Source organism: Wenzhouxiangella sediminis, from assembly GCF_003410055.1.
Lineage (GTDB): Bacteria > Pseudomonadota > Gammaproteobacteria > Xanthomonadales > Wenzhouxiangellaceae > Wenzhouxiangella > Wenzhouxiangella sediminis.
Map to the genome: position 1 here is coordinate 69,832 of NZ_QUZK01000037.1, position 22,916 is coordinate 92,747.

Below are 22,916 nucleotides of genomic sequence, written 5' to 3' on the forward strand. Positions count from 1 at the left end.
TTGCAAAACGCACGTTTAAGCGGTTTTCTTAAATTCTCATGTCAAAACTCAAGATTCTCGAATATCCCGATCCGCGCCTCCGGCACGTCGCCCGGCCTGTGGATTCCGTAGGCGAGCGCGAGCGCAAGCTGGCCGAAGACATGCTCGAGACCATGTACGACGCCCGCGGAATCGGGCTGGCCGCCACGCAGGTGGCCGAGGACATCCGCGTCGTCGTCATGGATCTCAGCGAGGAGCGGAACGAGCCGCGGGTGTTCATCAACCCGGAGATCATCGACCGAAGCGGGAGCCAGTCCTACGAGGAGGGCTGCCTGTCGGTGCCGGGCTTCTACGCCGAGGTCACGCGTGCCGACAAGGTGAGTGTCCGCGCCCTCGACATCGACGGCAAGCCCTACGAGCTCGACGCCGACGGCCTGCTGGCGGTGTGCATCCAGCACGAGATCGATCATCTCGACGGCAAGATGTTCATCGACTACCTCTCGCCGCTCAAGCGCCGCATGATCGGCAAGAAGCTGCGCAAGCAGCAGAACAGCCGCGAAAAAGCCACGGCTTGACCGGCCGGAGCGGATATGCGAATCGTTTTTGCCGGCACGCCGGCGTTCGCGGTGCCGGCGTTGCGGGCGCTGGTCGAAGACCCGAAACGGCGCCCGGTGGCCGTGCTCACGCAGCCCGACCGCGGCGCCGGTCGCGGGCGCCAGGTGCGTTTCGGGCCGGTCAAGCAGCTGGCCGTCGATGCCGGAATCGACGTGCTGCAACCGCGCTCCCTGAAGAATGAAGAAGCTCAGGCCGAGCTGGCCGGGTACCGACCCGACCTGCTGGTGACCGCCGCCTACGGCCTGCTCCTCCCACCCGATGTGCTCGAGATGCCGGCTCACGGTTGCTGGAACCTCCATGCCTCCCTGCTGCCGCGCTGGCGCGGCGCGAGCCCCATCAATCAGGCGATTCTCGCCGGCGACGAGGAGACGGGCATTTCCCTGATGCAGATGGACGCCGGACTCGATACCGGCCCCGTGATCCTTCGGCGCGCCACGTCGATCGGACCCGAAGAGACGGCCGGGGAACTGCACGACCGGCTGGCAGAGATGGCCGGGGAGATTCTGGTCGAAGGCCTGGATTGCCTTGACGACGGCAGCCTGCCGACCGCCCGGTCGCAGGACGAGGCTCTGGCCACCCATGCGCCGCTGATCGACAAGGGCGATGCACGGCTCGACTGGAACCGTCCGGCCGAAGAACTCGCCCGGATGGTTCGCGCCTACCACCCCTGGCCGATCGCTTTCGGCGAGATCGAGGGCAATACCTGGCGGATTCACCGCGCCCGGGCCGGAGAGGGCAGCGCTCCCCCCGGCGAAGTGCTGGACGATCGCGCCCCGGAGGTGCTGGCCGTGGGCTGCGGCCGGGGCGTGCTCGAGATTCTCGAGCTGCAGGGACCCGGCCGCAAGCCGGTGGGCGCACGCGATTGGTTCAATGCGCGGCGCGGCCGGCGCTAGGCCGGCTGCCGGGACGGTGCGTTCATGACTCGTGACGGTTCGGAGCCGAGGGCTGTGGCAGCACAGGCCGCGCAGGCGGTACTCGACCGCGGGCGCGCCCTGGACACCGTTCTGCCGGCGCTGCTCGAAGGCCTTGGTGATTCGCGCGATCGGTCGCTGGCCCGGCGCCTGGCCAGCGGTGCGCTGCGCGACTGGCCGGCGCTGGACTGGCTTGTCGGCGCGCTGGTCGACAAGCCGCTCAAGGGCCGGAATCGCCAGCTGCACTTCCTGTTGGCCGTGGCGCTGCACGAATTGCGCGACGGTCGTGAGCCCGACCACGCGATCGTCCACGCCGCGGTGGCCGCCGCGCGTTGCCTGCGGGGGCAGCGCCTGACCGGGCTGGTCAACGGTGTGCTCAGGGCGTTCGGACGCCGGCGCGGTGAACTGCTGGCGTCCCTGCCCGACACGCCCGTTCTCCGATTCGGCTATCCCGGCTGGCTGATCAAGCGGGTCGAGTCCGACTACGGCGACGCCGCGCCGGGGATCCTGGCGGCCGGCAACGAGCCCCCGCCGTTGTGGCTGCGCGTCAACCGGCGACGCATCGCGCGCGACGATTACCGTGAGCTTCTGGAGCGGGCCGGAATCGAGGCGGATGCGCCTGCCGGTTTCCCCGATGCGCTTCGGCTGGCCGAGCGCGCCGCGATCAGCGCCCTGCCGGGGTTCGAAGACGGCCTCGTTTCCGTCCAGGACGGGGCCGCGCAGTTCGCCGCCGACTACCTCGACCTCCGCGACGGCCAGCGAGTGCTCGACGCCTGTGCTGCGCCCGGCGGCAAGACGGCTCATATCCTCGAAAGACGCGATGTGGGTCTGACGGCGCTGGATATCGACGGCGAGCGACTGTCCCGGGTCGGCAACGGCCTCGAGCGCCTCGGCCTGGACGCCCGGCTGGTCGCGGGTGATGCCGCGCGCCCCGATGACTGGTGGGACGGGAAGCGCTTCGACCGAATCCTGGTCGACGCGCCGTGTTCGGCCACCGGCGTCATCCGGCGGCACCCCGACATCCGCTGGTTGCGCCGCGACGAGGACATCGACCGGCTCGCCGCCCTTCAGGGCACGATCCTCGACGCCTTGTGGCCGCTGCTCGAGCCGGGCGGTATCCTTGTGTACGCGACCTGTTCGCTCTTGAGGGTCGAAAACGACGAACAGGCCCGTGCCTTTCTGGAGCGCCATGCAGATGCCCGCGGAATCGACAATACCGACATGCCCGGTCGGCCGGCCCGGCCGGGCCGCCAGATTCTGCCTGGCGAGCATGGCTGCGATGGTTTTTATTACTTTGCCGCTCGCCGCTTGCCGGAGTGAGCGCGAGGGCGACTGGCAGGTCGACTTCATCGAACCGCGACTGGTCTGGACTCGGGAAGGGCTGGATTTCGTCGCCGGGGTCGATCTCGATCCCAGTCCGGCCATGCTGGAGGCCCTCGACCGTGGCGTGAGCGTGACTTTCCTCATCGCCCTGCGCGCTTCGTCCGGCCAGGTCTGGTTACCGGGCCTGGACGAGCGCCGACGCCATCGGTTCCGGATCAGCTACCTGCCGCTGAGCCGTCACTACCAGCTCGTTGATCTGCACAACGGCACGCGTTCGACGTATCCGCGGCTGAATATGCTCGTCCGGTCGCTGCGCGAGGCGCGTTCGTGGCGTATTCCGCTCGCGCCCGGTGAAGCGGTTTCGGTCGTGCGCGCGCGCATCCAGCTCGACCGTACGCGCCTGCCTTCGCCGATGCGCTTGCCGACCTGGTTCGAGCCGCAATGGCATCTGGTCAGCGAATGGCGGGAACTGATCCCGCCGTCGCGGGAGACGGCCGATGATCGGTAGAAGGGGGCGACTGCGCATCCTGCGCGCGATTCCCATCGCCGCCGTCCTGGTCCTGCTGCTCTCGGCCCTGTACCTGGTCTCGACCGTCGAGCAGGAAGCCACCCAGCTCGGCCGCCTGGCGCAGTGGATCTTCGCGCTGACCGGCGTGGCCGTGCTGGTGCTGCTGGGCGTGATCGTCGGTCGGGCCGTGCGCCTGTTCCGGCGCCTCAGGAGCGATGAGCCGGGCGCTCGCCTGACAGCCAGACTGGTGGCGGTTTTCGTGGCGCTGACCCTGCCGCCGGTGGTCATCCTCTATCTGTTCGCCATCCAGTTCCTCAGCGACACCATCGACGGCTGGATGGACACCCGTGCCGAGCAGGCCCTGGCCGACTCGATCGAGCTCGGGCAGATGTTCCTCGAGCTCCGCACCCGCGACGTGCGCGACGAAATCGGCCGCCTGGCCGAGCAGCTCGATACCGGCGACGAGGATCGCATGTTCCGCCAGCTGCTCCGGCACGTCTCCAGCGCCGGGCCGACCGACCTCTCGGTGGTCGACGCCTCCGGCTCCTCGACGGTCAGTGCCAGCATCGATCCGGGCCGGATCCTGCCCGAGCGCCCGGGCGATTTCGCCCTGAGCCAGGCGCTGCAGGACGAAGAGTACGCGGCGGCCGAGCCGACCGAGAACGGCATCCGCATCCGGGTACTGCACAGCCTGGGCAGCCGGACCCTGGGCGGCGACACCCTCCTGCTGCAGGCGATCTATCCCCTGCCCGAGGAATTCAGTGAACTGGCCGGGCGCATCGAGTCGGCGTATCACCGCTACCAGAACGTGGCCTATCTCCGCGTCAGGCTGCAGCAGAGCCTGGTGCTCATTCTTTCGCTGGTGCTGCTGCTGACCGTCCTGCTGGCCATGCTGCTGGCCTTCAACGCCGCGCGCCGCCTGACCCAGCCGATCCGGGAACTGGCCCAGGCCACCGAGGAACTCGCCGCGGGCCGTTTCCCGGGTGACCTGGAAGTCACCAGCCGCGACGAGCTGGGGTTTCTTGTGCGCTCATTCAACACGATGACGCGCGAGCTCGCCAGCAGCCGGCAGCAGCTCGAAGCCCAGCGCCGTTATCTGGAAATCGTGCTCGGCCGCCTGTCGGCCGGGGTGCTCGCCATCGACGGCGACGATCGCATCAGCGCCTTCAACGACTCGGCTTCGCGCATTCTCGGCCTGGATGCCGCCGTCGACAGCGGGCGCAAGCTCTCGGAACTGGCCGGGCAGCGTCCCCAGCTCGCGCCGCTGGTCGACTTGATCGTCGAGCGCCACGCCGCGCCGGGCGCCGACTGGCGCCAGGAGATCAAGCTCGGCACCTCCGAGCAGCCCCTGGTGCTGGTCTGCCGCGGATCGGACCTGCCGGCCGAAACCGGCGGCCACGTGGTGGTCTTCGACGACGTCACGGTGCTCGACCAGGCGCAGCGAGAAGCCGCCTGGGCCGAGGTGGCGCGGCGCCTGGCTCACGAGGTCAAGAACCCCCTGACCCCGATCCAGCTCGCGGCCGAGCGCTTGGCCTGGAAGCTCGAACCCGCCCTGGAGGCCGATCAGCGCGATCTGCTCAAGCGCGCGACCACGACCATTCGCGCCCAGGTCGACGCCCTTCGCCGCCTGGTCGACAACTTCGGCGACTACGCGCGTCCGGCACGGCTCAAGGCCGAACGGGTCGATCCGAGGCGAATCATCAACGAAGTCGTGGATCTCTACGCCAGCGGCAACATGCCCATCCACTTCGACGTCAGCGCGCCCGCCTCGCCGCTGTCGCTGACCGCCGATCCCGGCCAGCTCAGGCAGCTGTTGATCAACCTGGTGCGAAACTCCCAGGAAGCTCACCCCGAGGGCCAACCACGGATCGCCATCGAGCTGGCGGCCATGATCCGCCAGGGCAGTGATGGGGTCGAGTTGGTATTGCGCGACGACGGTCCCGGATTTTCCACCGACGTGCTGGCGCGCATTTTCGAGCCCTACGTCACGACCAAGCCGCGCGGTTCGGGCCTCGGGCTGGCGATCGTGCGGCGCATCGTCGAGGATCACGGCGGCAGCATATCGGTCGCCAATGCCGAGGGTGGCGGTGCAGAGGTCCGGATCTGGCTTCCCGGCGGGTGATCGCTTGCTTGCTGGGGTATCCTCTCCTACCCCAATTGGTGCGAAAATGAATCAATGAGCAGTGCGCGCATCCTGATCGTCGACGACGAGCCGGACATCCGCGAGATGATCGGCGAGATCCTCCGAGACGAGGGCCATGAGATCACCGACGCCGGCAATGCCGCCGAGGCGCGCGAGCGCTTGCGCGAAGCCGCGCCGGACCTGATCCTGCTCGACGTGTGGATGCCCGACACCGACGGCATCAGCCTGCTGCGCGAATGGCGCGACGCGGGCGTGCTCAAGTGTCCCGTGGTCATGATTTCCGGCCACGGCTCGGTCGAGACCGCCGTCGAGGCGACGCGCCTGGGCGCCTTCGACTTCATCGAGAAGCCCGTGTCGATGGCGCGGCTGATGGTCACCATCGAGAACGCGCTGGAGGCCGGACGGCTCAAGCGCGAGAACGAAGGGCTCAAGCGCAACCAGCCGGCCGTGCTCGAGCCGCTGGGGCGTTCGGCCGTGGTGCAGCAACTGCGACAGCGGCTCGAGCGCGTGGCCCAACACGAGGCCCCGGTACTGATTGCCGGCGAGCCGGGTGTGGGCAAGCAGGAAGCCGCCCGCTGGATCCACGCCCATTCACCGCGCAGCGAGGGGCCCTTCGTCAGTGCCGCCACGCGCGTGGACAGCGCGTCCTTCAAGACCATGCTGCTCGGCGAGGACGGCGCGGAGGGCCTGCTCGCCGAAGCGCAGGGCGGCGTGTTGTTCATCGACGATGTGTCGCGCCTCGATCGGGGCGCGCAGACGGTGCTGCTGAAGGTCCTCGAGTCCGGGCGGCTCGATCCCGAGCAGAGCGACAGCTCGGCGCTCGACCTGCGACTGATCGCAGGCACCAGCCAGCCGCTGGAGAAGCTGGTGCGCGACGGGAGCTTCGACGAGTCCCTGTTCTACCAGCTCAATGTCCTGCCGCTGGAGATTCCGCCGCTGCGCGAGCGCCAGGAAGACGTCCCCGACCTGGTGCGTTTCTATGCCGAGTACTATCCGGGCCGCGACGGCACGCCCTACCGGCATTTTCCCGTCGCCGTGCAGAACCGGCTTCGCCAGTATCACTGGCCCGGCAATCTCAGAGAACTGCGCAACCTCGTGCAGCGCCTGCTGATCCTCGGCGGTGGCGAGGAGGTGACCGTCGCCGAGGTCGAAGAGGCCCTGGCGCAGTCCGACACCGGCGAGACCGTCGGCGACCGCAAGATGCCGGCGCTCTACAATATGCCCCTGCGCGAGGCCCGCGAGGAATTCGAGCGCCAGTACCTGACCTTCAAGCTCCAGTCCGTCGAGGGCAGCGTGGGCAAACTGGCCGAAATCGTCGAGATGGAACGAACCCATCTCTATCGCAAACTCAAACAGCTGGGTATCGATCCCAAGCAGTTCTAGGACCGCAGCCGCGAGGGGAGTCGGTTCATGCAGATCATCATTCTCGGCGCAGGGCAGGTGGGGACCGGCATGGCCCGCAGCCTGTCGGCCGAGGACTTCGACATCACCGTGGTCGACACCGATCCCGAGCGCCTGCGCGAGCTGCAGGAAAAGCTCGATATCCGCACGGTGCTGGGCCACGCCGCCCATCCCGAAACGCTGATCCGCGCCGGCATCGAGGATGCCGACCTGCTGATCGCGCTGACCAATTCCGACGAGACCAACATGGTCGCCTGCCAGGTGGCCTACTCGCTGTTCAATACGCCGACCAAGGTCGCGCGCGTTCGGGCCAGCGACTACCTGGCGCACCCGGAGCTGTTCAATCGCGAGAACACGCCCATTGACGTACTGATCAGTCCCGAAGGCCTGGTCACGGACCATATCCAGCGACTGATCGACTATCCGGGCGCCCTGCAGGTGCTCGATTTCGCGGACGGCCGGGCGCAGCTGGTCGGCACGCGGGCCTTTCACGACGGCCCCCTGGTCGGGCACGAACTGCGCGCGCTGCGCGACAAGCTGCCCAGCGGCGTCGACGCGCGCGTGGCCGCCATCTTCCGCAACGACGAGCCCATCATTCCCGAGGGCGACACCGTCATCGAGGTCGACGACACGGTCTTCTTCCTGGCCGCGCGCAACGACATCCCGGTGGTGATGCGCGAACTGCGGCGAATGAGCGAACCCGGTCATCGCATCCTGCTCGCCGGCGGCGGCAACATCGGCGCCAGCCTGGCGCGGCGGTTGGAGCGCAGCCACCACGTCAAGCTCATCGAGCGCGACCCGGTGCGCGCCGAGCGCATTGCCGAGGATCTGGACACCGCGATCGTGCTGGTCGGCGATTGCGCCGACGAGGACCTGCTGCACGAGGAGGGCATCGACGAGACGGACGTCTACTGCGCGCTGACCAACGACGACGAGGCCAACATCCTCTCGTCGATGCTGGCCAAGCGCATGGGCGCCGACAAGGTCATCACCCTGATCAATCGTCCGGCCTACGTCGACCTCGTCGAGTCCGACCGCATCGACGTGGCGGTCAGTCCCCAGCAGGTCACCATCGGCGCGTTGCTGACGCACATCCGCAAGGGGCACATGGTGCGAGTGCATTCGCTGCGGCGCGGCGCGGCCGAGGCCATCGAAGCGGTTGCCCACGGCACGCCCGGCCAGTCGAAGGTGGTCGGCAAGCGAATCGAGGAGATCGACCTGCCGCCGGCCACGACCATCGGCGGCATCATCCGCGGTGAAGAGGTCATCATCGCGCACCACGACGTCGTCATCGAAACCGACGATCACGTCGTCCTGTTCGTGGCCGACCAGCGTTCCATTCGTCGCGTGGAGCGCCTGTTCGCCGTCGAAGCCGTTTTCGTCTAGCGTCGGCGTCATGCAGTTTCGCGCCTACGCACCGGTCCAGCGCATTGTGGGAGTCCTTCTGGTTTTCCTGAGCCTGGGCTTCGTGCCGCCGCTGCTGTTCGCCCTGTTCAGCCATGACGGAACCTTCAGCGCATTCGCGGTGAGCTTGCTCGTGGTCGCCGTATCCGGAATAGCGCTCTATCTGCCGGTCCGGCGCTCCCACCGTGACCTCAGGATTCGTGACGGCTTCCTGGTGGTCGTGGCCTGCTGGGCCGCCGTCTGCCTGGCCGGCGCGGTTCCCTTCGTGCTGGCGATCGACGCCAGCATCCCCGATGCGGTGTTCGAATCCACCTCCGGGCTGACCACGACCGGCGCCACGGTTTTCACCGGTCTCGACGACATGCCGATTTCCATTCTCTGGTATCGGCAACAGCTGCAGTGGATGGGCGGTTTGGGAATCATCGTGCTGGCCGTGGCCATCCTGCCGATGCTGCGCATCGGCGGCATGCAGGTCTACAAGGCCGAGGTCACCGGGCCGGTCAAGGAAAGCCGGCTGACGCCGCGCATTGCAGAGACCGCCAAGGCGCTCTGGCTGATCTACATCGGCCTCACCGTGCTTTGCGCGGCCGCCTACTGGGCTGCCGGGATGTCCCTGTTCGACGCTGTCGGGCACAGTTTCTCGACCATCGCCACGGCGGGCTTCTCCACGCACGACGCTTCGATCGGCTACTTCGACAGCGCGCTGATCGACTGGCTGGCGGTGTTCTTCATCCTGGTCGCCAGCCTCAACTTCGGCCTGCACTACCTGGCCTTGCGCCGCGCAACCGCTCAGGTCTACCTGCGCGATCCGGAACTGAAGCTCTTCGTGCTGCTGCTGCTGATCATCTCCGCGGCGGCGACGCTCCTGTTGTGGCAGCTCGACGTCTATCCCTCTTTCTGGGAGTCGCTGCGGCACGCGGTTTTCCAGTCGATCTCGTACATGACCACAACCGGCTTCGCCACGGCCGAGGTCTACAACTGGCCGGGCACCCTGCCGCTGTTGCTTTTGTTGATCAGTGCTTTCGGCGGCTGCGCCGGGGCGACCACCGGCGGCTTCAAGATCATCCGCGTCTACCTGCTCACCAAGCAGGGCATCCGGGAGCTCAAGCGACTCATCCACCCGCGTTCGGTCGTGCCGCTCAAGCTCGGCGGCCGCACGCTCAACCAGGAGGTGGCCAACGCCGTCTGGGGCTTCGTCTCGCTCTATATCCTGTGCGTGGTGGTGCTCACCCTGATCGTCTCCGGCATCGAGGCCGATCTCGTCACGGCCGTGTCGATCGTGTTTTCATCGCTCAACAACCTCGGCCCGGCGCTGGGCCAGGCCGGCGCCAACTATGGCGGCCTGGCCGACGCCACCAAGTGGATCATGAGCTTCGCCATGCTGCTCGGCCGCCTCGAGATCTTCACCATCCTGGTCCTGCTCACGCCGACCTACTGGAAGCATTGAATTGACGTTGACTCGTTCGCTGGTTGGCTGGTTAGCTAGTTCAGCAAGCCAACGAGCCAACGAGTCAACAAACGAAATGAATCCTGAAGCCATCGAAAAAATGATCGAAGACGGCCGCGATTCCTACGAGTCGCGGCTGGCGGCCGGGCAGGCGCGGCTGAAGGCCGGTGATGTGCCCGAAGCCATCGCGCACCTGGAAAAGGCCACCGGCCATGCGCCCGAGCACACCATGGCCTGGCAGGAGCTCGGCAAGGCCCTCAACGAGGCGGGTCAGCCCGAGGCCGCCCGCAAGGCCTGGGAAAAGGGGTTGGAGGCCGCGCAGGCCAACGGCGACAAGCAGGCCGAAAAGGTGATGACCGTCTTTCTCAAGCGCCTGGGCTGATCGACCGCACCGGTCACTTCCCCTTTTTGCTCGGGTAGGGCGAGGGTCGCTCGCCCGGCTGGCGGCTGAAGCGCTTGTAGCTCCACAGGTACTGGGCCGGGTTGCGCCGGATCTCCTCCTCGAGCCAGCGGTGCATCACGGCCATGCCCGTGGCCGGGTCGTCGTCGGCGATCGCCGGGTCGGCCGGTTCGAAGCGCAGGCGCCAGCCGCTGCCGGCCGGCAGCCGCTCGGCGCTGGTGAACACCACCGCGCAGCCGGTTCGGCGCGCCAGGCGATTGACGAGGGTCATGGTCAGTGCGGGGCGGCCGAAGAAGTCGACGAAGACGCCTTCGCCCTGCTTGGGTTGCTGGTCGGCCAGCAGGCCGATGAGCTCGCCGCGCTTGAGGCCGGCCATCAGGTGGCGCATGGCGGGGCTGCCGCTGGCGACCAGCCGGGCGCCGAAGCGCTGACGGCTGTCGGTTACGCGCCGGTCGAACCCGGGCTGGCGCGGTGCCTTGTAGAGGGCGGTGATGGGGCCCTGAAGGGAAAGCCACAGCGGCAGCATTTCCCAGTTGCCGAAATGCGCCCCCACGATCAGTACGCCCTTGCCGCGTTCGGCCGACTGGCGCACCTCATCCCAGCCTTCGACTTCGCGTACGTGACGCTGCAGCCGGTCGCCCGGCCAGTACCACACCGCGCCCGATTCCAGCACCAGGCGCATCATTTCCACGAGATGCCGGCGATAGAGCTTCTCGCGCTCGGGCTCGCCGGCCTCCGGGAAACAGATCGACAGGTTGGTACGCACCACATCGTGGCCGCGCCAGGGCGTGAAGCGCGCAATCCAGGCCATCGGTACCGCCAGCCGGTGAAGCAGGGGCAGGGGCAGCCAGGACAAGAGGTGCAGCAGGGCGACGGCGAGGCGTTCGATCATCGTGGATCCGGATTCACTCGAGCTCGGAGATTCGTGTGGGCGCAGGGTGGTCGCGCCGGTTTGCCGACCTGGCTGCGCTGGTGTAGTTTAGCTTCCGGGAAAGGGGCTAAGGCAGAGGAGCGTATTCATGAAGATTCTACTGTTTGCTGCGGCGGTGTTGGCGGGTGTTCATTGCCATTCGTCGGCAAGCGCCCAGGGTGGTGACGCGTGGCCCGGTGGCTTTGCCGGTCACCTGGAGCCGGCAGAACTCGTCTGGGGCATCGTGTCCAGCGGGCAACCGCTGCATCGCGGCCTGGCGGTGGACTTCAAGTTGACGCTGATCGAGGAAGGGCAGATGCTGGTGGAGGAGGACGCCATGCAGGGTCTGCCATACGACGAGACCGGGGAAGAGCGGCGGGCGAATCGCAGCTCGGCGGAGATCGAGATGCCCTACAACCTATCCGAGGCGGCGCAGAGAGATCCGGCGGGATTCGAAGCCTTCGTCGATTCGATCGCTTCCCGGCTTGAGCGCTTTCGAGCCGTCGGCGAGCCCGGCCTCGCGGCCGAAGCCACCTGCTCCGGACTCCGTCCGGGTGCCGAGTGGACGGCTCGCGCGACCGATGCCCGCTGCGAGCACACGCGGGTGCTGACCTATCGCTGCACGGTCACCGAGACGGACGGCCAGAGCCGGGGTATCTGGCTGCGCACGGCGTCCCGGGAAGAATCCGGGGCGGGCGATCTCGCTTCCCATTGCGGGTGATTCCGCCGGCAAGTCGGGCTGCGACATGATCGGACTGATCCAGCGCGTCAGCGAAGCCTCCGTGACCATCGGGGGCGAAACCGCGGGCCGCATCGGCCCCGGGCTGCTGGTGCTGGCGGGGTTCCGCCGGGGCGATCGGGCCGAGCGCATTCCGCGCTTCGTCGAAAGGCTCCTCAACTATCGCGTCTTCGCCGACGGCGAGGGCCGCATGAACGTCAGCCTGCGCGATGCCGGCGGTGGCCTGTTGCTCGTGCCGCAGTTCACCCTGGCCGCCGACACCGACTCGGGCAACCGGCCCAGCTTCACGCCGGCCGCCCCACCGGCCGAGGGCGAGGCCTTGTTCGCCGAACTGGTCGAGCAGGTGGAGCGGGAATGGCCGGACAGCGCCTTCGGCCGTTTCGGCGCGGACATGCAGGTGGCCCTGGTCAACGACGGGCCGGTGACGTTCTGGATCGAGGTGGACTGAGCCGACGTCCTCAATCCCGGCAGGCGGTGATCGCCAGGCCACGAAGATCGATGTGGCTGTAGTCCCCTTCGGCGTTGGTCGACAGGCGGCGCTGGGTGACCACCACCGCGTCGGCGCCCAGGGCGGCGGCCTCCCCGCGCAGGTTGGCCTCGGAGTGTTCCAGGCTCGCCGTCATCGCCCACTCCTTGCTCTGACCCGAGACCGGATTGTGGCCGTCGGTTACCCGGACCCTGCCGAGCACTTCATGGGGGCAGTCGGGCACGCTGCGGAGCATCTCGATGCCGGCATGGCGTTCTTCCGGTGGCGTCGTGGCGCAGCCGGCCAGGAAGCACAGAAACGACGCTGCGATCAGGCTGGGGGTCTTCTTGTTCGGTCCGGGCATGGGCGAATGGCGTCTGTCATGGATGGTTGCGGCACGATCGGCCAGCTTAGCGGAATCCCCAGCGGCAACCAAGCGCTCGCCTCTCTCTGGCGCCGCGCGCATCAACTCTTGAGCATTCGCGCGAGTGTATTGCGGCTGATGCCCAGTCGCCGGGCGGCTTCGGACTGGTTGCCATCGCAGGCGGCTACCGCGGTGCGCGCCAGGGTAGTCTCGAACTGCGCCTGGAAGCGGGCGTGCAGGTCATCTTCGTTGCCGGCGAGTCGACGGCGCAACTCGCTCTCCATGCCGCGTGTCCATGAGCGATCGGCGTCCCCGCCGGGGCGGGACTCGCGGTATTCGTCGGGCAGGTCGTCGATGCCGATGACTTCACCCGGGGCCAGTGCGGCCATTGACTGGCAGAGGTGGCGCAGCTCGCGCACATTGCCCGGCCAGGGCAGGGCGGCCAGGTGCCCGATCAGGGACTCGTCGGCGCTGCGCTCGGGCAGGTTGAACTCGCGTGCGGCCTGGCGCAGGAAGTGATCGGTCAGTGCGGGGATGTCTTCGCGTCGATCACGCAGCGGCGGAACCTTCAGCTCGATGACCTTGAGGCGGTGGTAGAGGTCGGCCCGGAAGCGGCCTTTGCGCACCAGTTCGCCCAGATCGCGGTGGGTGGCCGTGAGCACGCGAACGTCGGTTCGGATCAGGTCGTGGCCGCCCAGACGGTAGTACTCGCCTTCGGCCAGCACCCGCAGCAGGCGGGTCTGGAGCTTGAGCGGCATGTCGCCGATCTCGTCGAGGAAGAGCGTGCCACCCTCGGCCTGTTCGAATCGTCCCGGCCGGCGTCCTTCCGCGCCGGTGAAGGCGCCCTTCTCGTGCCCGAAGAGTTCGGACTCCAGCAGGTCCTCGGGGATGGCCGCGGTGTTGATGGCCACGAAGGGCTTGCTGGCGCGCGGGGAGTGGCGGTGCAGGGCGCGCGCGACCAGTTCCTTGCCGGTGCCCGTCTCGCCGGTGATCAGCACCGGCACGTCACTGGCCGACAGTCGGCCGATCATGCGCACCAGGTGCTGGAAGGCCGGCGAAGCGCCGATCAGTTCCTCTTCCTTCCCGGCCGTATCCGCGCGGCCGGGGGCGCGCCTCAGCGCCTTGGCAACGAGGCGGCCGACCTCGTCGAGGTCGAACGGCTTGGCCAGGAATTCGAAGGCGCCGCCGCGGAAGGCGCGCACGGCCGAATCCAGGTCGGAATAGGCGGTCATCACGATGACCGGCAGGTCTTCCAGCCGTTCGCGCAGTCGCTGCATCAGGTCGAGACCGCTTTCGCCGTCGAGCCGGACGTCGGCGATCACCAGGTCGGGCGGGCCTTCTTCGAGCGCGGCCTCCAGGCTGGCGCCGTCGGAAAAGCTCCTCGCGCGCATTTGCTGGCTGTCGAAGTACTCTTCCAGCACGTAGCGGATAGCGGGATCGTCGTCGATGATCCAGATCTCGTCAGCCATCGGCGCTCTCCCCCGTCGCTTGACCGTCGTCCCCGGACACCGCCGGGTCCAGCGGCAGGCGCACGCGAAAGCGGCTCCCGGCCTCCAGCGGCACGTACTCGACCAGGCCGCCGTGGGCGCGGGCGATCTGCTGGACGATGGCCAGGCCGAAGCCGCTGCCCTGATCGCGGCCGGAAACCAGCGGCAGGAACAGCTTCTCTCGCAGGGCTTCGGGCACGCCGTGCCCGTCGTCGTCGACGTCGATGCGGGCGGCATGACCGCCGGGTCGATCCATCAGCGGTGACCCGTGCTCGATCCGTGTCGTGAGGCGAACAACGCCCGCGCCGGCCTGGGCGGCGTTGCGCAGGAGGTTGAGAAAAAGCTGGTGCACCTGGCCTTCGTCGGCTGCCAGTTCCGGAATGCTGGGGTCGAAGTCACGTTCGACGCGCAGCCCGCCGTGCTGTTCGGCCGCTACGAGTTCGGCCGTCTGTGCGAGTACGCGGTGCAGGTTGACCGGTGCGGTGCGGCGCTCACCGTTTCCGGCAAAGCGCTCGATCAGGGCGGTGATCCTGTCGACCTCGCGCTGGATCATGGCGGCGTGCCGGCTGCTGGTTTCGTCGCTGCCCCGGGCCGCGATCAATTGGGCGGCGCCGCGCACGCCCGCCAGGGGGTTGCGCAGTTCGTGCGCCAGGCGGCGGGTCATCAGCGACAGCGCCTGCTGGCGATCGGCCCGGTCGGCCATCTCGCGCTGTCGCACCCGCTCGGCGACCGGGTGCAGCTCGATCAGGACCGATTCACCGCTGGGATGCAGGTAGGCGTCCACGACACTGCCAGCCTCCTCGAGCAGGGCCTCGGGCGCGTACAGGGAGCGCCCCTGGCCGTTGACCTGCCGGACCCATTCTCCGAGGGCCGGCGAGATCTGGTGGATCGGGCAACGGCCCAGGCTGGCGCCGGGCGGGGCGAGCAGGGCGTTGGCCGAGCGGTTGAACCACTCGATGCGCCCGTCGGCGGCGACCCGGACCAGGCCGGTAGCCAGTTCGTCCGGATCGAAGTGCCGCATTCAGCCGCCGTCGGCGGCCACCGTCGTGAAGGTGACCGGATCGGTGGTGCCCAGCACGCGTCCCGAGGGCGTCTCCAGGCGGGCGAACAGGCGATGCTCGCCCGGTTCCGGTGCCGGGATGCTGGCATCGAGGGAGCGCACGGGGGCGAGTTCGGTGCCGTCGAGCACCAGCACGATTTGCGCCGTCGGGGGCACTTCGATGGCGATGCCCATCGCGACTTCCAGGTTGCCGCCCTGCGGGGTGAAAACCGCGCCTTCGGCGGGCTGTTCGATGCGGAAATTCATCGACGGGGGGGCGGCGTCGGCCAGCGGGTTTTCGCCCGTTTCGTCCAGGTCGCCCTCGAGCACGTTGAGCTCGGGCAATTCCATCGGCTCGGCGTCGTCGCTGGGCTTCTGGTCGGTGTAGGTCACGTTGCCGTTCTCGTCCACGACACGATAGATTTCCTGGGCGAGCAGTGGCGAAACCGCCAGGACGAGGGTGATGAGCAGAATAGTCAAGGATTTCATCAGCTTGATACCGCAGTAGTTCGACTACTTCGCATTCTAAGCCACACCGCGGGCTGAAATCGCCGGAAAACGTAGCGAGCGGGCGCCTGACGGTGTCCGGCAGGCGCGCGCGCAGCAGTTTTGCAGCGATTTCTCAGTTCGAGTAGTACATGTCGAACTCGACCGGGTGGGTCGACATGCGGAAGCGCGTGACTTCCTTCATCTTCAGGTCGATGTAGGCGTCGATCAGGTCGTCGGAGAACACGTCGCCGGCCTTGAGGAAATCGCGGTCGTTGTCGAGCGCTTCCAGCGCCTGGTCGAGGGCGTGGCACACGCGCGGAATGTCGCGCTCTTCTTCCGGCGGCAGGTCGTAGAGGTCCTTGTCCATCGGCGGGCCCGGGTCGATCTTGTTGATCACCCCGTCGAGACCGGCCATGAGCATGGCGGCGAAGGTGAGATACGGATTGCCGGCGGCGTCACCGAAGCGGATCTCGATGCGGCGCGCCTTGTCGGTGCCGACCCAGGGCACCCGGCAGGAAGCCGAGCGGTTGCGGGCCGAGTAGGCCAGCAGCACCGGTGCCTCGAAACCCGGCACCAGGCGCTTGTAGCTGTTGGTGGTCGAGTTGGCGAAGGCGTTGATGGCGCGGGCGTGCTTGAAGATGCCGCCGATGTAGTGCAGGGCGGTCTCGCTCAAGCCCCCGTAGCCGTCGCCTGCGAACATGTTCTTGCCGCCCTTGGAAAAGCTCTGGTGGACGTGCATCCCCGAACCGTTGTCGCCGACCAGGGGCTTGGGCATGAAGGTGGCGGTACGGCCGTGACGATGCGCCACGTTGTGGATGACGTACTTGGTGACCAGCAGTTCGTCGGCCTTGCGCACCAGGGTGTTGAAGCGCGTGCCGATTTCGCACTGCCCGGCGGTGCCGACCTCGTGGTGATGCACCTCGACCGGAATACCGCAGGCCTCGAGCGTCAGGCACATCAGGCTTCTCAGATCGGCCAGGCCGTCGACCGGCGGTACCGGGAAGTAGCCGCCTTTCACGCGCGGGCGGTGGCCGTAGTTGCCGTCGTCGTATTCCTTGTGCGTGTTCCAGGCGGCCTCCTCGGAGTCGATCGAGAAGGAGGAGCCGGAAATGTCGTTCTTCCAGCGCACGTCGTCGAACACGAAGAACTCGGGTTCCGGGCCGAAATAGGCTTCGTCGGCCAGGCCGGTCGACTGCAGGAAGGCTTCGGCTCGCTTGGCCAGCGAGCGCGGGCAGCGCACGTATCCCTGCATGGTGTCGGGCTCGAGGATGTCGCAGGTGATGTTGAGCGTCGGGTATTCGGCGAACGGGTCCATGTAGGCCGCGTCGGTGTCGGGCATCAGTACCATGTCGGATTCGCTGATCCCCTTCCAGCCGATGATCGACGAGCCGTCGAACATCTTGCCTTCCTCGAACAGCTCTTCGTCGACGGCATGTGCCGGGATGGTGACGTGCTGTTCCTTGCCCAGTGTGTCGGAAAAGCGCAGATCGACGAACTGGATTTCCTCGTCGGCGATTCGCTTGATGATGTCTTTAGCGGCCATGTCGGCTTGCTACCTCTTCGGATGTGAAAGTGAAGGATCGGCTTCGTTTATGCACGCGCCGTGCCAGTCACCGGGGCCCGCCGTTGCGGGGTTGCCAGAAGCGTCGCTGTTCAATATTTGAGCGCGTACGGCGCGAATTGTTCAATTCCTGATCTCTGCACGTCAGCCGGAGACGGCCGGATTGAGCGTGTAGGTTCCCGTAATGCTCGCCTGGTCGAGCACGTGGCCCTGGATCGCCTCGACCACATCGTGGCCGGTGAAATCCCCGCCCAGGTCGAGCCGGTCGACGTCGAGCGCATAAACGGTGAATACGTAATGGTGCAGGCGCTCGTCGTTCCAGGGCGGGCAGGGGCCGTCGTAGCCGAAGTATTTGCCGGCCATCTCTTCGGCGCCGGCCAGAAAGTTCGTGTAGTCGTTGAGCCCCTGGCGTGCGCCGTCCGGGCCGGGCGGGCTCTGCTTGCCCTTGAGCGTGACGCCGTCGCTGCAAGCGCCGGTGGCCAGCTCGGTCACATCAGGCGTGATGTCGACCATGGCCCAGTGGCAGAAGTCGACGCGGTCCATGTCGGCGGGCAGGGTCTTGCCTTCCTGGTTGACGTCGTCGGCCTCGGACGGCACGTCGGGGTCCATGCACACGAGCGCGAACGAGCGCGTGCCCTCGGGGGCGCCGGACCAGGCCAGGTGCGGGCTCAGGTTGTCGGATAGCGCCATGTGCGATTCGGCATCCGGCCTGCCGAAGGCAAAGCGGGGATCGATGCTCGCTCCTTCGGAAATATCGCGGGATTGAAGCTGCATTTGAACTCCTTCTCGGACTGAAGATTCCGTGTCGTTTAAGCTTACCAGCCTCACTTGAAGACTGTGCTTTCGCCTTGATGACAAAGAAGCTCCTGATTCCGTTCCTTTTCGTGCTGCCGCTACCGGCGCTGGCCGCTCCCGGCTTGCCGGACGAGCTGGCGGTGGACGAGTCCGTCCCCACGCCGTTTGAAGTGCTCGGATTCGAGCCGGGCGAGCGCCATCCGCGCCACGACCAGATCGTGACCTACCTGCGGGAGCTGGCGGAAAGCTCCGACCGCGTCGTGCTGGAGGAAATCGGCCGCAGCCATGGCGGGCGCCCGCAACTGCTGCTGACCTTCGCCAGCCCCGAGCGTCTGGCCGGGATCGACGAGATCCGTTCGGGTCGGCGCGAGGCCGCGCGCCAGGGTGAAGGTCCGCCGGTGATCTGGATGGGCTACTCCGTGCACGGCAACGAAGCCTCCGGCGCCAGCGCGGCACTGGTCATGGCCTGGTATCTCGCCGCCGGACAGGACGAGCGCGTGACGCGCTGGCTCGACGAAATGGTCCTGGTCATGGAACCCGCCATCAATCCCGACGGCATCGATCGCTTCGCGCACTGGGTGAACATGCACCGCGGCAATCACCCCTCGGCCGACCCGGATGATCGCGAACACGCGGAGGGCTGGCCCGACGGTCGCACCAACTACTACTGGTTCGACCTCAATCGCGACTGGCTGCCGGTGGTTCACCCGGTCTCGCAGAACCGGCTGCGCCACTACCACCAATGGCGACCGCACGTCATTACCGACCACCACGAGATGGGGCGCAACAGCACCTTCTTCTTCCAGCCCGGCATTCCCGAGCGCGCCAACCCGCTGATCTTCGACGCCAACCAGGAGTTGACCGGCGCGATCGCCGAGTTCCACGGCCGTGCCCTCGACGCCGCGGGCGAACCGTTCTACGCGCGCGAGTCCTTCGACGACTTCTATATCGGCAAGGGCTCGACCTATCCCGATGTCACCGGCGGAATCGGCATCCTGTTCGAGCAGGGTTCCAGCCGCGGGGCGGTCCAGGAGAGCGACTACGGGCTCAAGCGATTCGAGGAAACGGTCGCCAACCAGGTCCGCACGAGCATTTCGACGCTGGACGGGGCGCTTGCTCATGCCGACGACCTGGTGGCCTACCAGCGCGACTTCTTCGAGAACTTGCGCGAGCGCGCCGGCGACTGGGACCAGGCCGGCTGGCTGCTTGGCGACGGCGGCGACCCGGCGCGGGCGCATGCGCTGATCGGCATGCTGCTCAATCACGACGTCCTCGTCCATCCCGTCGACGAGACGGTCGAAATCGGCGACCAATCCTACGCGGCAGGTTCAGCCTGGGCCATTCCGGCCGACCAGGACGCCTACCTGTTGCTGAAGTCCGTTTTCGAGGCGGTCACCGAGATGGACGTCGAGACCTTCTACGACGTATCGGCCTGGCCGATGGCCGAGGCGCACGACCTGCCGCTGACGACCGTGCGCCGTCTGCCTTCGGTCGGCGATGGCCTTACCGAAGCGCCGGTCCGAGAGCCGGCGGCGGTGCAAGCGGATGCCCTGGCCTGGATCGTCCCCTGGAACCAGTATCGCGCCGATGCGCTGCTGGCCGACCTGCTCGATGCGGGCTATCGCGTCCAGGTCGCGACCGAGCCGATGACGGCGAGGACCCCGGACGGTGAGCGCGCCTTCGGGCGCGGCAGCCTGGTGATTCACTCCGGCATCCAGCCCGACCGGCTCGATCCGGTCGGTCCCATGCTGGCCGAACTGTCCGGGCAGCACGGCGTCGACGTCATCGCTGCCGGGCAGGGCATGGCGGTCGACGGTGTCGACCTGGGCTCGCCTTCGGTGCCGGTGCTCGAGCCGGTCAGTGCTGCCGTCCTCACCGGCCACGGCGTGAGCGCCTACGCCGCCGGCGCGGTCTGGCACTGGTTCGATACCCGGCTGGCGCAGCCGGTCGCGCAACTCGATGCTGCGCGGCTGCGCGGCGGCGACCTGGAGGAGCACACGCACCTGATCGTTCCGCCGGGCCGCTACGGTTCGTTCGATGATTCGGTCAAGTCGGCGATCGTCGATTTCGTCGAGGGCGGCGGAACCCTGGTGGCCTTCGGTGGCGCCGCCCGGGCGGCCGAGTCCCTGGATCTGGGCTGGGACCTGGTCGAGGAAAGCGAGGAGGAAGAAGCCGCCGGCCCCGAGCGCAAGGCCTACGGCGACTACCGGCAGGACTATGCCCGCGAAATGATCGGCGGCACGGCCCTGCGCGTCGACCTGGACCGGACCCATCCCCTGGCCTGGGGTTACGCCGATGACAACCTGGTGCTCTTCCGCCAGGGCGCTCATCGCCTCAGGCCCGTCGACAACGCCTACGCGCAGGTCGGCGTCTACGCCGACGATCCGCTGGCGGCCGGCTACCTGTCTGCGACCAATCGGGAAGAACTGTCCGGCACGCCGGCGATCAGCGTCAGCCGCCACGGTTCGGGCCGGGTGGTTCGCATCGCCGACGAGCCGCTTTTCCGGGGCTACTGGCGCGGCGGCGAGAAGCTGTTCGCCAACGCCCTGTTCTTCAGCCAGTTGGTATCGGCCACGCGGTTGCCCTACGAGGAATAGGGCGCCTCGGTCATCCCGGTCAGCCGGCTGCCCGTTGCGGCCGGCTGCTCTCATCGAGATGCGCCAGTTCGCTCAGCGCCCGGCGATCGACGATGCGCACGTTCTTGCCGCGCACGTGGATGACGCCGTCGCGCTGCAGGGCCGAGAGCGTGCGCGAGACCGTCTCGATGGTCAGGCCCAGATAGTTGGCGATGTCGCGGCGGTCCATCGACAGGCGAAACAGGTCCGGGTCGAGCCCGCGACGCTCGAGGCGCCGCGACAGGCTGAGCAGGAACAGGGCCACGCGGGTCCTCGCGTCCAGCCGGCCCACGACCAGCAGCAGCCGGCGCGCCTCGGCCATTTCCTCGGCCAGCAGGCGCAGCATGACCTGGTTGAGCCGGGGGCTTTCGCCCAGCATCTTGTTGAAGTCATTGACCGGGATTTCGCACAGGCGGCATTCCTCCAGCGCGACGGCCGAGCCGGCGTGTTCACCGGTGGAGAAAGCGTCGAGGCCGATGACGTCGCCGGGCAGGTAGAAGCCGGTGACCAGCTCGTCGCCCTCGCGCGAGACCTGGTAGGCCTTGATCGATCCCGATCGCAGCACGGCCAGCTGGCGGGCCGACTGACCCCCATGGTGCAGGTGGGCGCTGCGGTGTACGCCCTGCCGGCGGCGAATCACGCCGTTGAGGCGTTCGCGCTCGTCCGGGTTGATGTCCTGGGCGAAGCACAGGCTGAACAGCACGCAGTCGTTGCAGGAGTGCTCCTGGCCCGCCAGGTCGGTGCCTTCGCTGTTCGGGGGCATCACGTCTCCTAGACGATGCGCGAGAATCGGCCGCGCGACTGGCCGGCCGGCGCCAGGTAGGCGTCGAAGACCTTGGCAATGGCGCGCAGGAAGAGCAGGCCGTTGGCGGTGACCTCGAAGCCTTCCTCGTCGAATTCGATCAGACCGTCGTCGGCCAGCGGCTGCAGCCGCTCGATCTCGTCGGCAAAGTAGCGCCGGAAGACGAGCTGGTAGTCGCGCTCGATGTCGCGATAGACGAGCTGCCCGCTGCACATGATGCGCTCGATGATGTCGCCGCGCAGGCGGTCGTCTGTGTTGCGGGTCAGGCCGCGGGCGGTCGGCAGCCGTCCCTCGATCAGGGAAACGACCCAGTCTTCGAGCTTGCGGTGGTTTTGCGCGAAACTGTCGCCGACCTGGCTGATGGCGCTGGGACCGAAGCTGATCAGGTCCAGTCCGCCGTGGGTCGAGTAACCCTGGAAGTTGCGCACCATGGTGCCGTTTCGCTTGGCCTTGACCAGGGAGTCTTCCGGCCGGGCGAAGTGGTCCATGCCGATGAACTCGTAACCGGCGTCGAGCAGGCGCGAGAGCGTGTTGCGGAACACCGCAAGCTTGGTCGCCGGCGTCGGCATCTGCTCGATGTCGATCTGGCGCTGGGCCTTGAACAGGTGCGGCAGGTGGGCGTAGTTGAACAGCGAAATGCGGTCGGGGTTCATGCTGATGATCGATTCGACCGTGCGCGAGAAGCCCGTGGTGGTCTGCATCGGCAGGCCGTAGATCAGGTCCACGCTGATCGAGTCGAAGCCCACGCCGCGCGCCGCGCCGATGACCGAGCCGACCATGGCGGTGTCGTGCACGCGGTTGACCGCCTCCTGCACGTCCGGGTCGAGGTCCTGCACGCCCACCGAAATGCGGTTGAAGCCGATGTTCCTCAATTCGCGGATGCCGGCCGGGTCGATGGTGCGCGGGTCGATTTCCAGGCCCAGCTCGGCGTCGGCGGCGAAGTGGAAGTGCGTTCGCAGCAGGGCCATGAGCTGGCGGATCTGGTCGGTGCGCAGGAAGGTCGGCGTACCGCCGCCGAGGTGCAGCTGGCGAACCGGCCGGTCGCGGTCGAAGCGCGGGGCGACCAGTCTGAGCTCCTTTTCCAGGTTGACCAGGAATTCCTGGCCGGCCGTGGTCGAGCGCGTGATCACGCGATTGCAGGCGCAGTAGAAGCACGGGCTGGTGCAGAAGGGCACGTGCACGTAGATCGACAGGTCGGCCGGGATCGGCAGTCGGTTGCTTTCGGCAATGGCGGCGTCGAAGTCGGCCGGGCCGAAGTCCTCGCTGAACTGCACGGCGGTGGGGTAGGAGGTGTAGCGGGGACCCTCGCCGCCGTATTTCTCGATCAGCTCGGCATCGAAGTTGGGGCGCATCAATTCGGACATGGTGTTTCTGCCGCAAGCGGTTGCATTGAATCTGGGCGCAAGATTAGTCCCGATGTGAAGGGGCCGACTTGACCATCGTCAAAAAGGTCCAATTCCCCCGGAAGGAGCGGTTGCTTTCGCACGCCGCGCTTCTGGTACATTCGATCGCTGCATC

General features: G+C 67.3%; 21 protein-coding genes. 12 read left to right on the forward strand and 9 right to left on the reverse strand.

The genetic code is table 11. The features are described 5' to 3' along the window. Positions 1–38 precede the first annotated feature (38 nt). The 9 genes from def to DZC52_RS08985 all read left to right on the forward strand — a co-directional run bounded on the left by def (position 39) and on the right by DZC52_RS08985 (position 10,113). Entirely contained in the window at positions 39–554 is a 516-nt protein-coding gene (gene def, locus DZC52_RS08945) for a peptide deformylase (RefSeq protein ID WP_116650796.1), read from the forward strand. A gap of 15 nt (positions 555–569) precedes the next feature. Beyond that, a complete protein-coding gene (gene fmt / locus DZC52_RS08950; RefSeq protein ID WP_116650797.1) occupies positions 570–1,487 on the forward strand; it encodes a methionyl-tRNA formyltransferase in 918 nt (305 codons plus the stop codon). A gap of 54 nt (positions 1,488–1,541) precedes the next feature. Then, entirely contained in the window at positions 1,542–2,825 is a 1,284-nt protein-coding gene (gene rsmB / locus DZC52_RS08955; protein ID WP_245960795.1) for a 16S rRNA (cytosine(967)-C(5))-methyltransferase RsmB, read from the forward strand. Continuing rightward, positions 2,785–3,336, forward strand: a complete 552-nt coding sequence (locus tag DZC52_RS08960) for a DUF4390 domain-containing protein (RefSeq protein WP_181918864.1) — start codon at positions 2,785–2,787, stop codon at positions 3,334–3,336. The genes rsmB and DZC52_RS08960 overlap by 41 nt, the downstream gene beginning before the upstream one ends. Next, complete coding sequence (locus DZC52_RS08965) at positions 3,326–5,458, forward strand: sensor histidine kinase (protein ID WP_116650800.1); 2,133 nt, start codon at positions 3,326–3,328, stop codon at positions 5,456–5,458. Before DZC52_RS08960 ends, DZC52_RS08965 begins: the two co-directional genes overlap by 11 nt. 54 nt (positions 5,459–5,512) lie before the next feature. Next, on the forward strand, positions 5,513–6,862 hold the full coding sequence (locus tag DZC52_RS08970) for a sigma-54-dependent transcriptional regulator (RefSeq protein ID WP_116650801.1): 1,350 nt from the start codon (positions 5,513–5,515) through the stop codon (positions 6,860–6,862). Between the two features lie 27 nt (positions 6,863–6,889). Continuing rightward, the gene (gene trkA, locus DZC52_RS08975) at positions 6,890–8,266 is read left to right on the forward strand and encodes a Trk system potassium transporter TrkA (RefSeq protein ID WP_116650802.1); all 1,377 of its coding nucleotides are present in this window, start codon (positions 6,890–6,892) and stop codon (positions 8,264–8,266) included. A 10-nt stretch (positions 8,267–8,276) separates the two neighbouring features. Next, the gene (locus tag DZC52_RS08980) at positions 8,277–9,731 is read left to right on the forward strand and encodes a TrkH family potassium uptake protein (RefSeq protein WP_116650803.1); all 1,455 of its coding nucleotides are present in this window, start codon (positions 8,277–8,279) and stop codon (positions 9,729–9,731) included. A 76-nt stretch (positions 9,732–9,807) separates the two neighbouring features. Further along, positions 9,808–10,113: a tetratricopeptide repeat protein gene (locus DZC52_RS08985; RefSeq protein WP_116650804.1), complete on the forward strand. Its 306-nt coding sequence runs from the start codon at positions 9,808–9,810 to the stop codon at positions 10,111–10,113. Positions 10,114–10,126: 13 nt separating this feature from the next. Here the strand turns inward: DZC52_RS08985 and DZC52_RS08990 are convergent, their stop codons facing one another. Continuing rightward, the gene (locus DZC52_RS08990) at positions 10,127–11,023 is read right to left on the reverse strand and encodes a lysophospholipid acyltransferase family protein (RefSeq protein ID WP_116650805.1); all 897 of its coding nucleotides are present in this window, start codon (positions 11,021–11,023) and stop codon (positions 10,127–10,129) included. Between the two features lie 127 nt (positions 11,024–11,150). Between DZC52_RS08990 and DZC52_RS08995 the strand changes: the two genes are divergently transcribed. Then, a complete protein-coding gene (locus DZC52_RS08995) occupies positions 11,151–11,762 on the forward strand; it encodes a hypothetical protein (RefSeq protein WP_116650806.1) in 612 nt (203 codons plus the stop codon). A 25-nt stretch (positions 11,763–11,787) separates the two neighbouring features. Next, positions 11,788–12,228, forward strand: a complete 441-nt coding sequence (gene dtd, locus DZC52_RS09000; RefSeq protein WP_116650807.1) for a D-aminoacyl-tRNA deacylase — start codon at positions 11,788–11,790, stop codon at positions 12,226–12,228. A gap of 10 nt (positions 12,229–12,238) precedes the next feature. Here the strand turns inward: dtd and DZC52_RS09005 are convergent, their stop codons facing one another. From DZC52_RS09005 to DZC52_RS09030, 6 genes are all read right to left on the reverse strand, one after another. Beyond that, the gene (locus DZC52_RS09005) at positions 12,239–12,610 is read right to left on the reverse strand and encodes a DUF4156 domain-containing protein (protein ID WP_116650808.1); all 372 of its coding nucleotides are present in this window, start codon (positions 12,608–12,610) and stop codon (positions 12,239–12,241) included. Positions 12,611–12,711: 101 nt separating this feature from the next. Continuing rightward, positions 12,712–14,079, reverse strand: a complete 1,368-nt coding sequence (ntrC, locus tag DZC52_RS09010) for a nitrogen regulation protein NR(I) (protein WP_116650809.1) — start codon at positions 14,077–14,079, stop codon at positions 12,712–12,714. Next, a complete protein-coding gene (locus DZC52_RS09015; protein WP_116650810.1) occupies positions 14,072–15,118 on the reverse strand; it encodes a two-component system sensor histidine kinase NtrB in 1,047 nt (348 codons plus the stop codon). Before DZC52_RS09015 ends, ntrC begins: the two co-directional genes overlap by 8 nt. After that, complete coding sequence (locus tag DZC52_RS09020) at positions 15,119–15,625, reverse strand: DUF4124 domain-containing protein (RefSeq protein ID WP_116650811.1); 507 nt, start codon at positions 15,623–15,625, stop codon at positions 15,119–15,121. It lies immediately after the preceding gene. Between the two features lie 133 nt (positions 15,626–15,758). Then, positions 15,759–17,168 (reverse strand): type I glutamate--ammonia ligase, encoded by a 1,410-nt coding sequence (glnA, locus tag DZC52_RS09025; RefSeq protein WP_116650812.1) that lies wholly within the window; start codon positions 17,166–17,168, stop codon positions 15,759–15,761. A 162-nt stretch (positions 17,169–17,330) separates the two neighbouring features. After that, positions 17,331–17,960 carry a YbhB/YbcL family Raf kinase inhibitor-like protein gene (locus DZC52_RS09030; RefSeq protein WP_116650813.1) on the reverse strand — a complete coding sequence of 210 codons (630 nt, stop codon included), beginning with the start codon at positions 17,958–17,960 and terminating at the stop codon, positions 17,331–17,333. 77 nt (positions 17,961–18,037) lie between these two features. On the opposite strand from DZC52_RS09030, the gene DZC52_RS09035 reads away from it, so the two are divergent. Continuing rightward, a complete protein-coding gene (locus tag DZC52_RS09035; RefSeq protein ID WP_116650814.1) occupies positions 18,038–20,578 on the forward strand; it encodes a M14 family zinc carboxypeptidase in 2,541 nt (846 codons plus the stop codon). Positions 20,579–20,597: 19 nt separating this feature from the next. On the opposite strand, the gene DZC52_RS09040 is transcribed toward DZC52_RS09035, so the two are convergent. Continuing rightward, on the reverse strand, positions 20,598–21,359 hold the full coding sequence (locus tag DZC52_RS09040; protein WP_116650815.1) for a helix-turn-helix domain-containing protein: 762 nt from the start codon (positions 21,357–21,359) through the stop codon (positions 20,598–20,600). An 8-nt stretch (positions 21,360–21,367) separates the two neighbouring features. Further along, positions 21,368–22,762 carry an oxygen-independent coproporphyrinogen III oxidase gene (gene hemN / locus DZC52_RS09045; RefSeq protein WP_116650816.1) on the reverse strand — a complete coding sequence of 465 codons (1,395 nt, stop codon included), beginning with the start codon at positions 22,760–22,762 and terminating at the stop codon, positions 21,368–21,370. Positions 22,763–22,916: the final 154 nt, after the last annotated feature.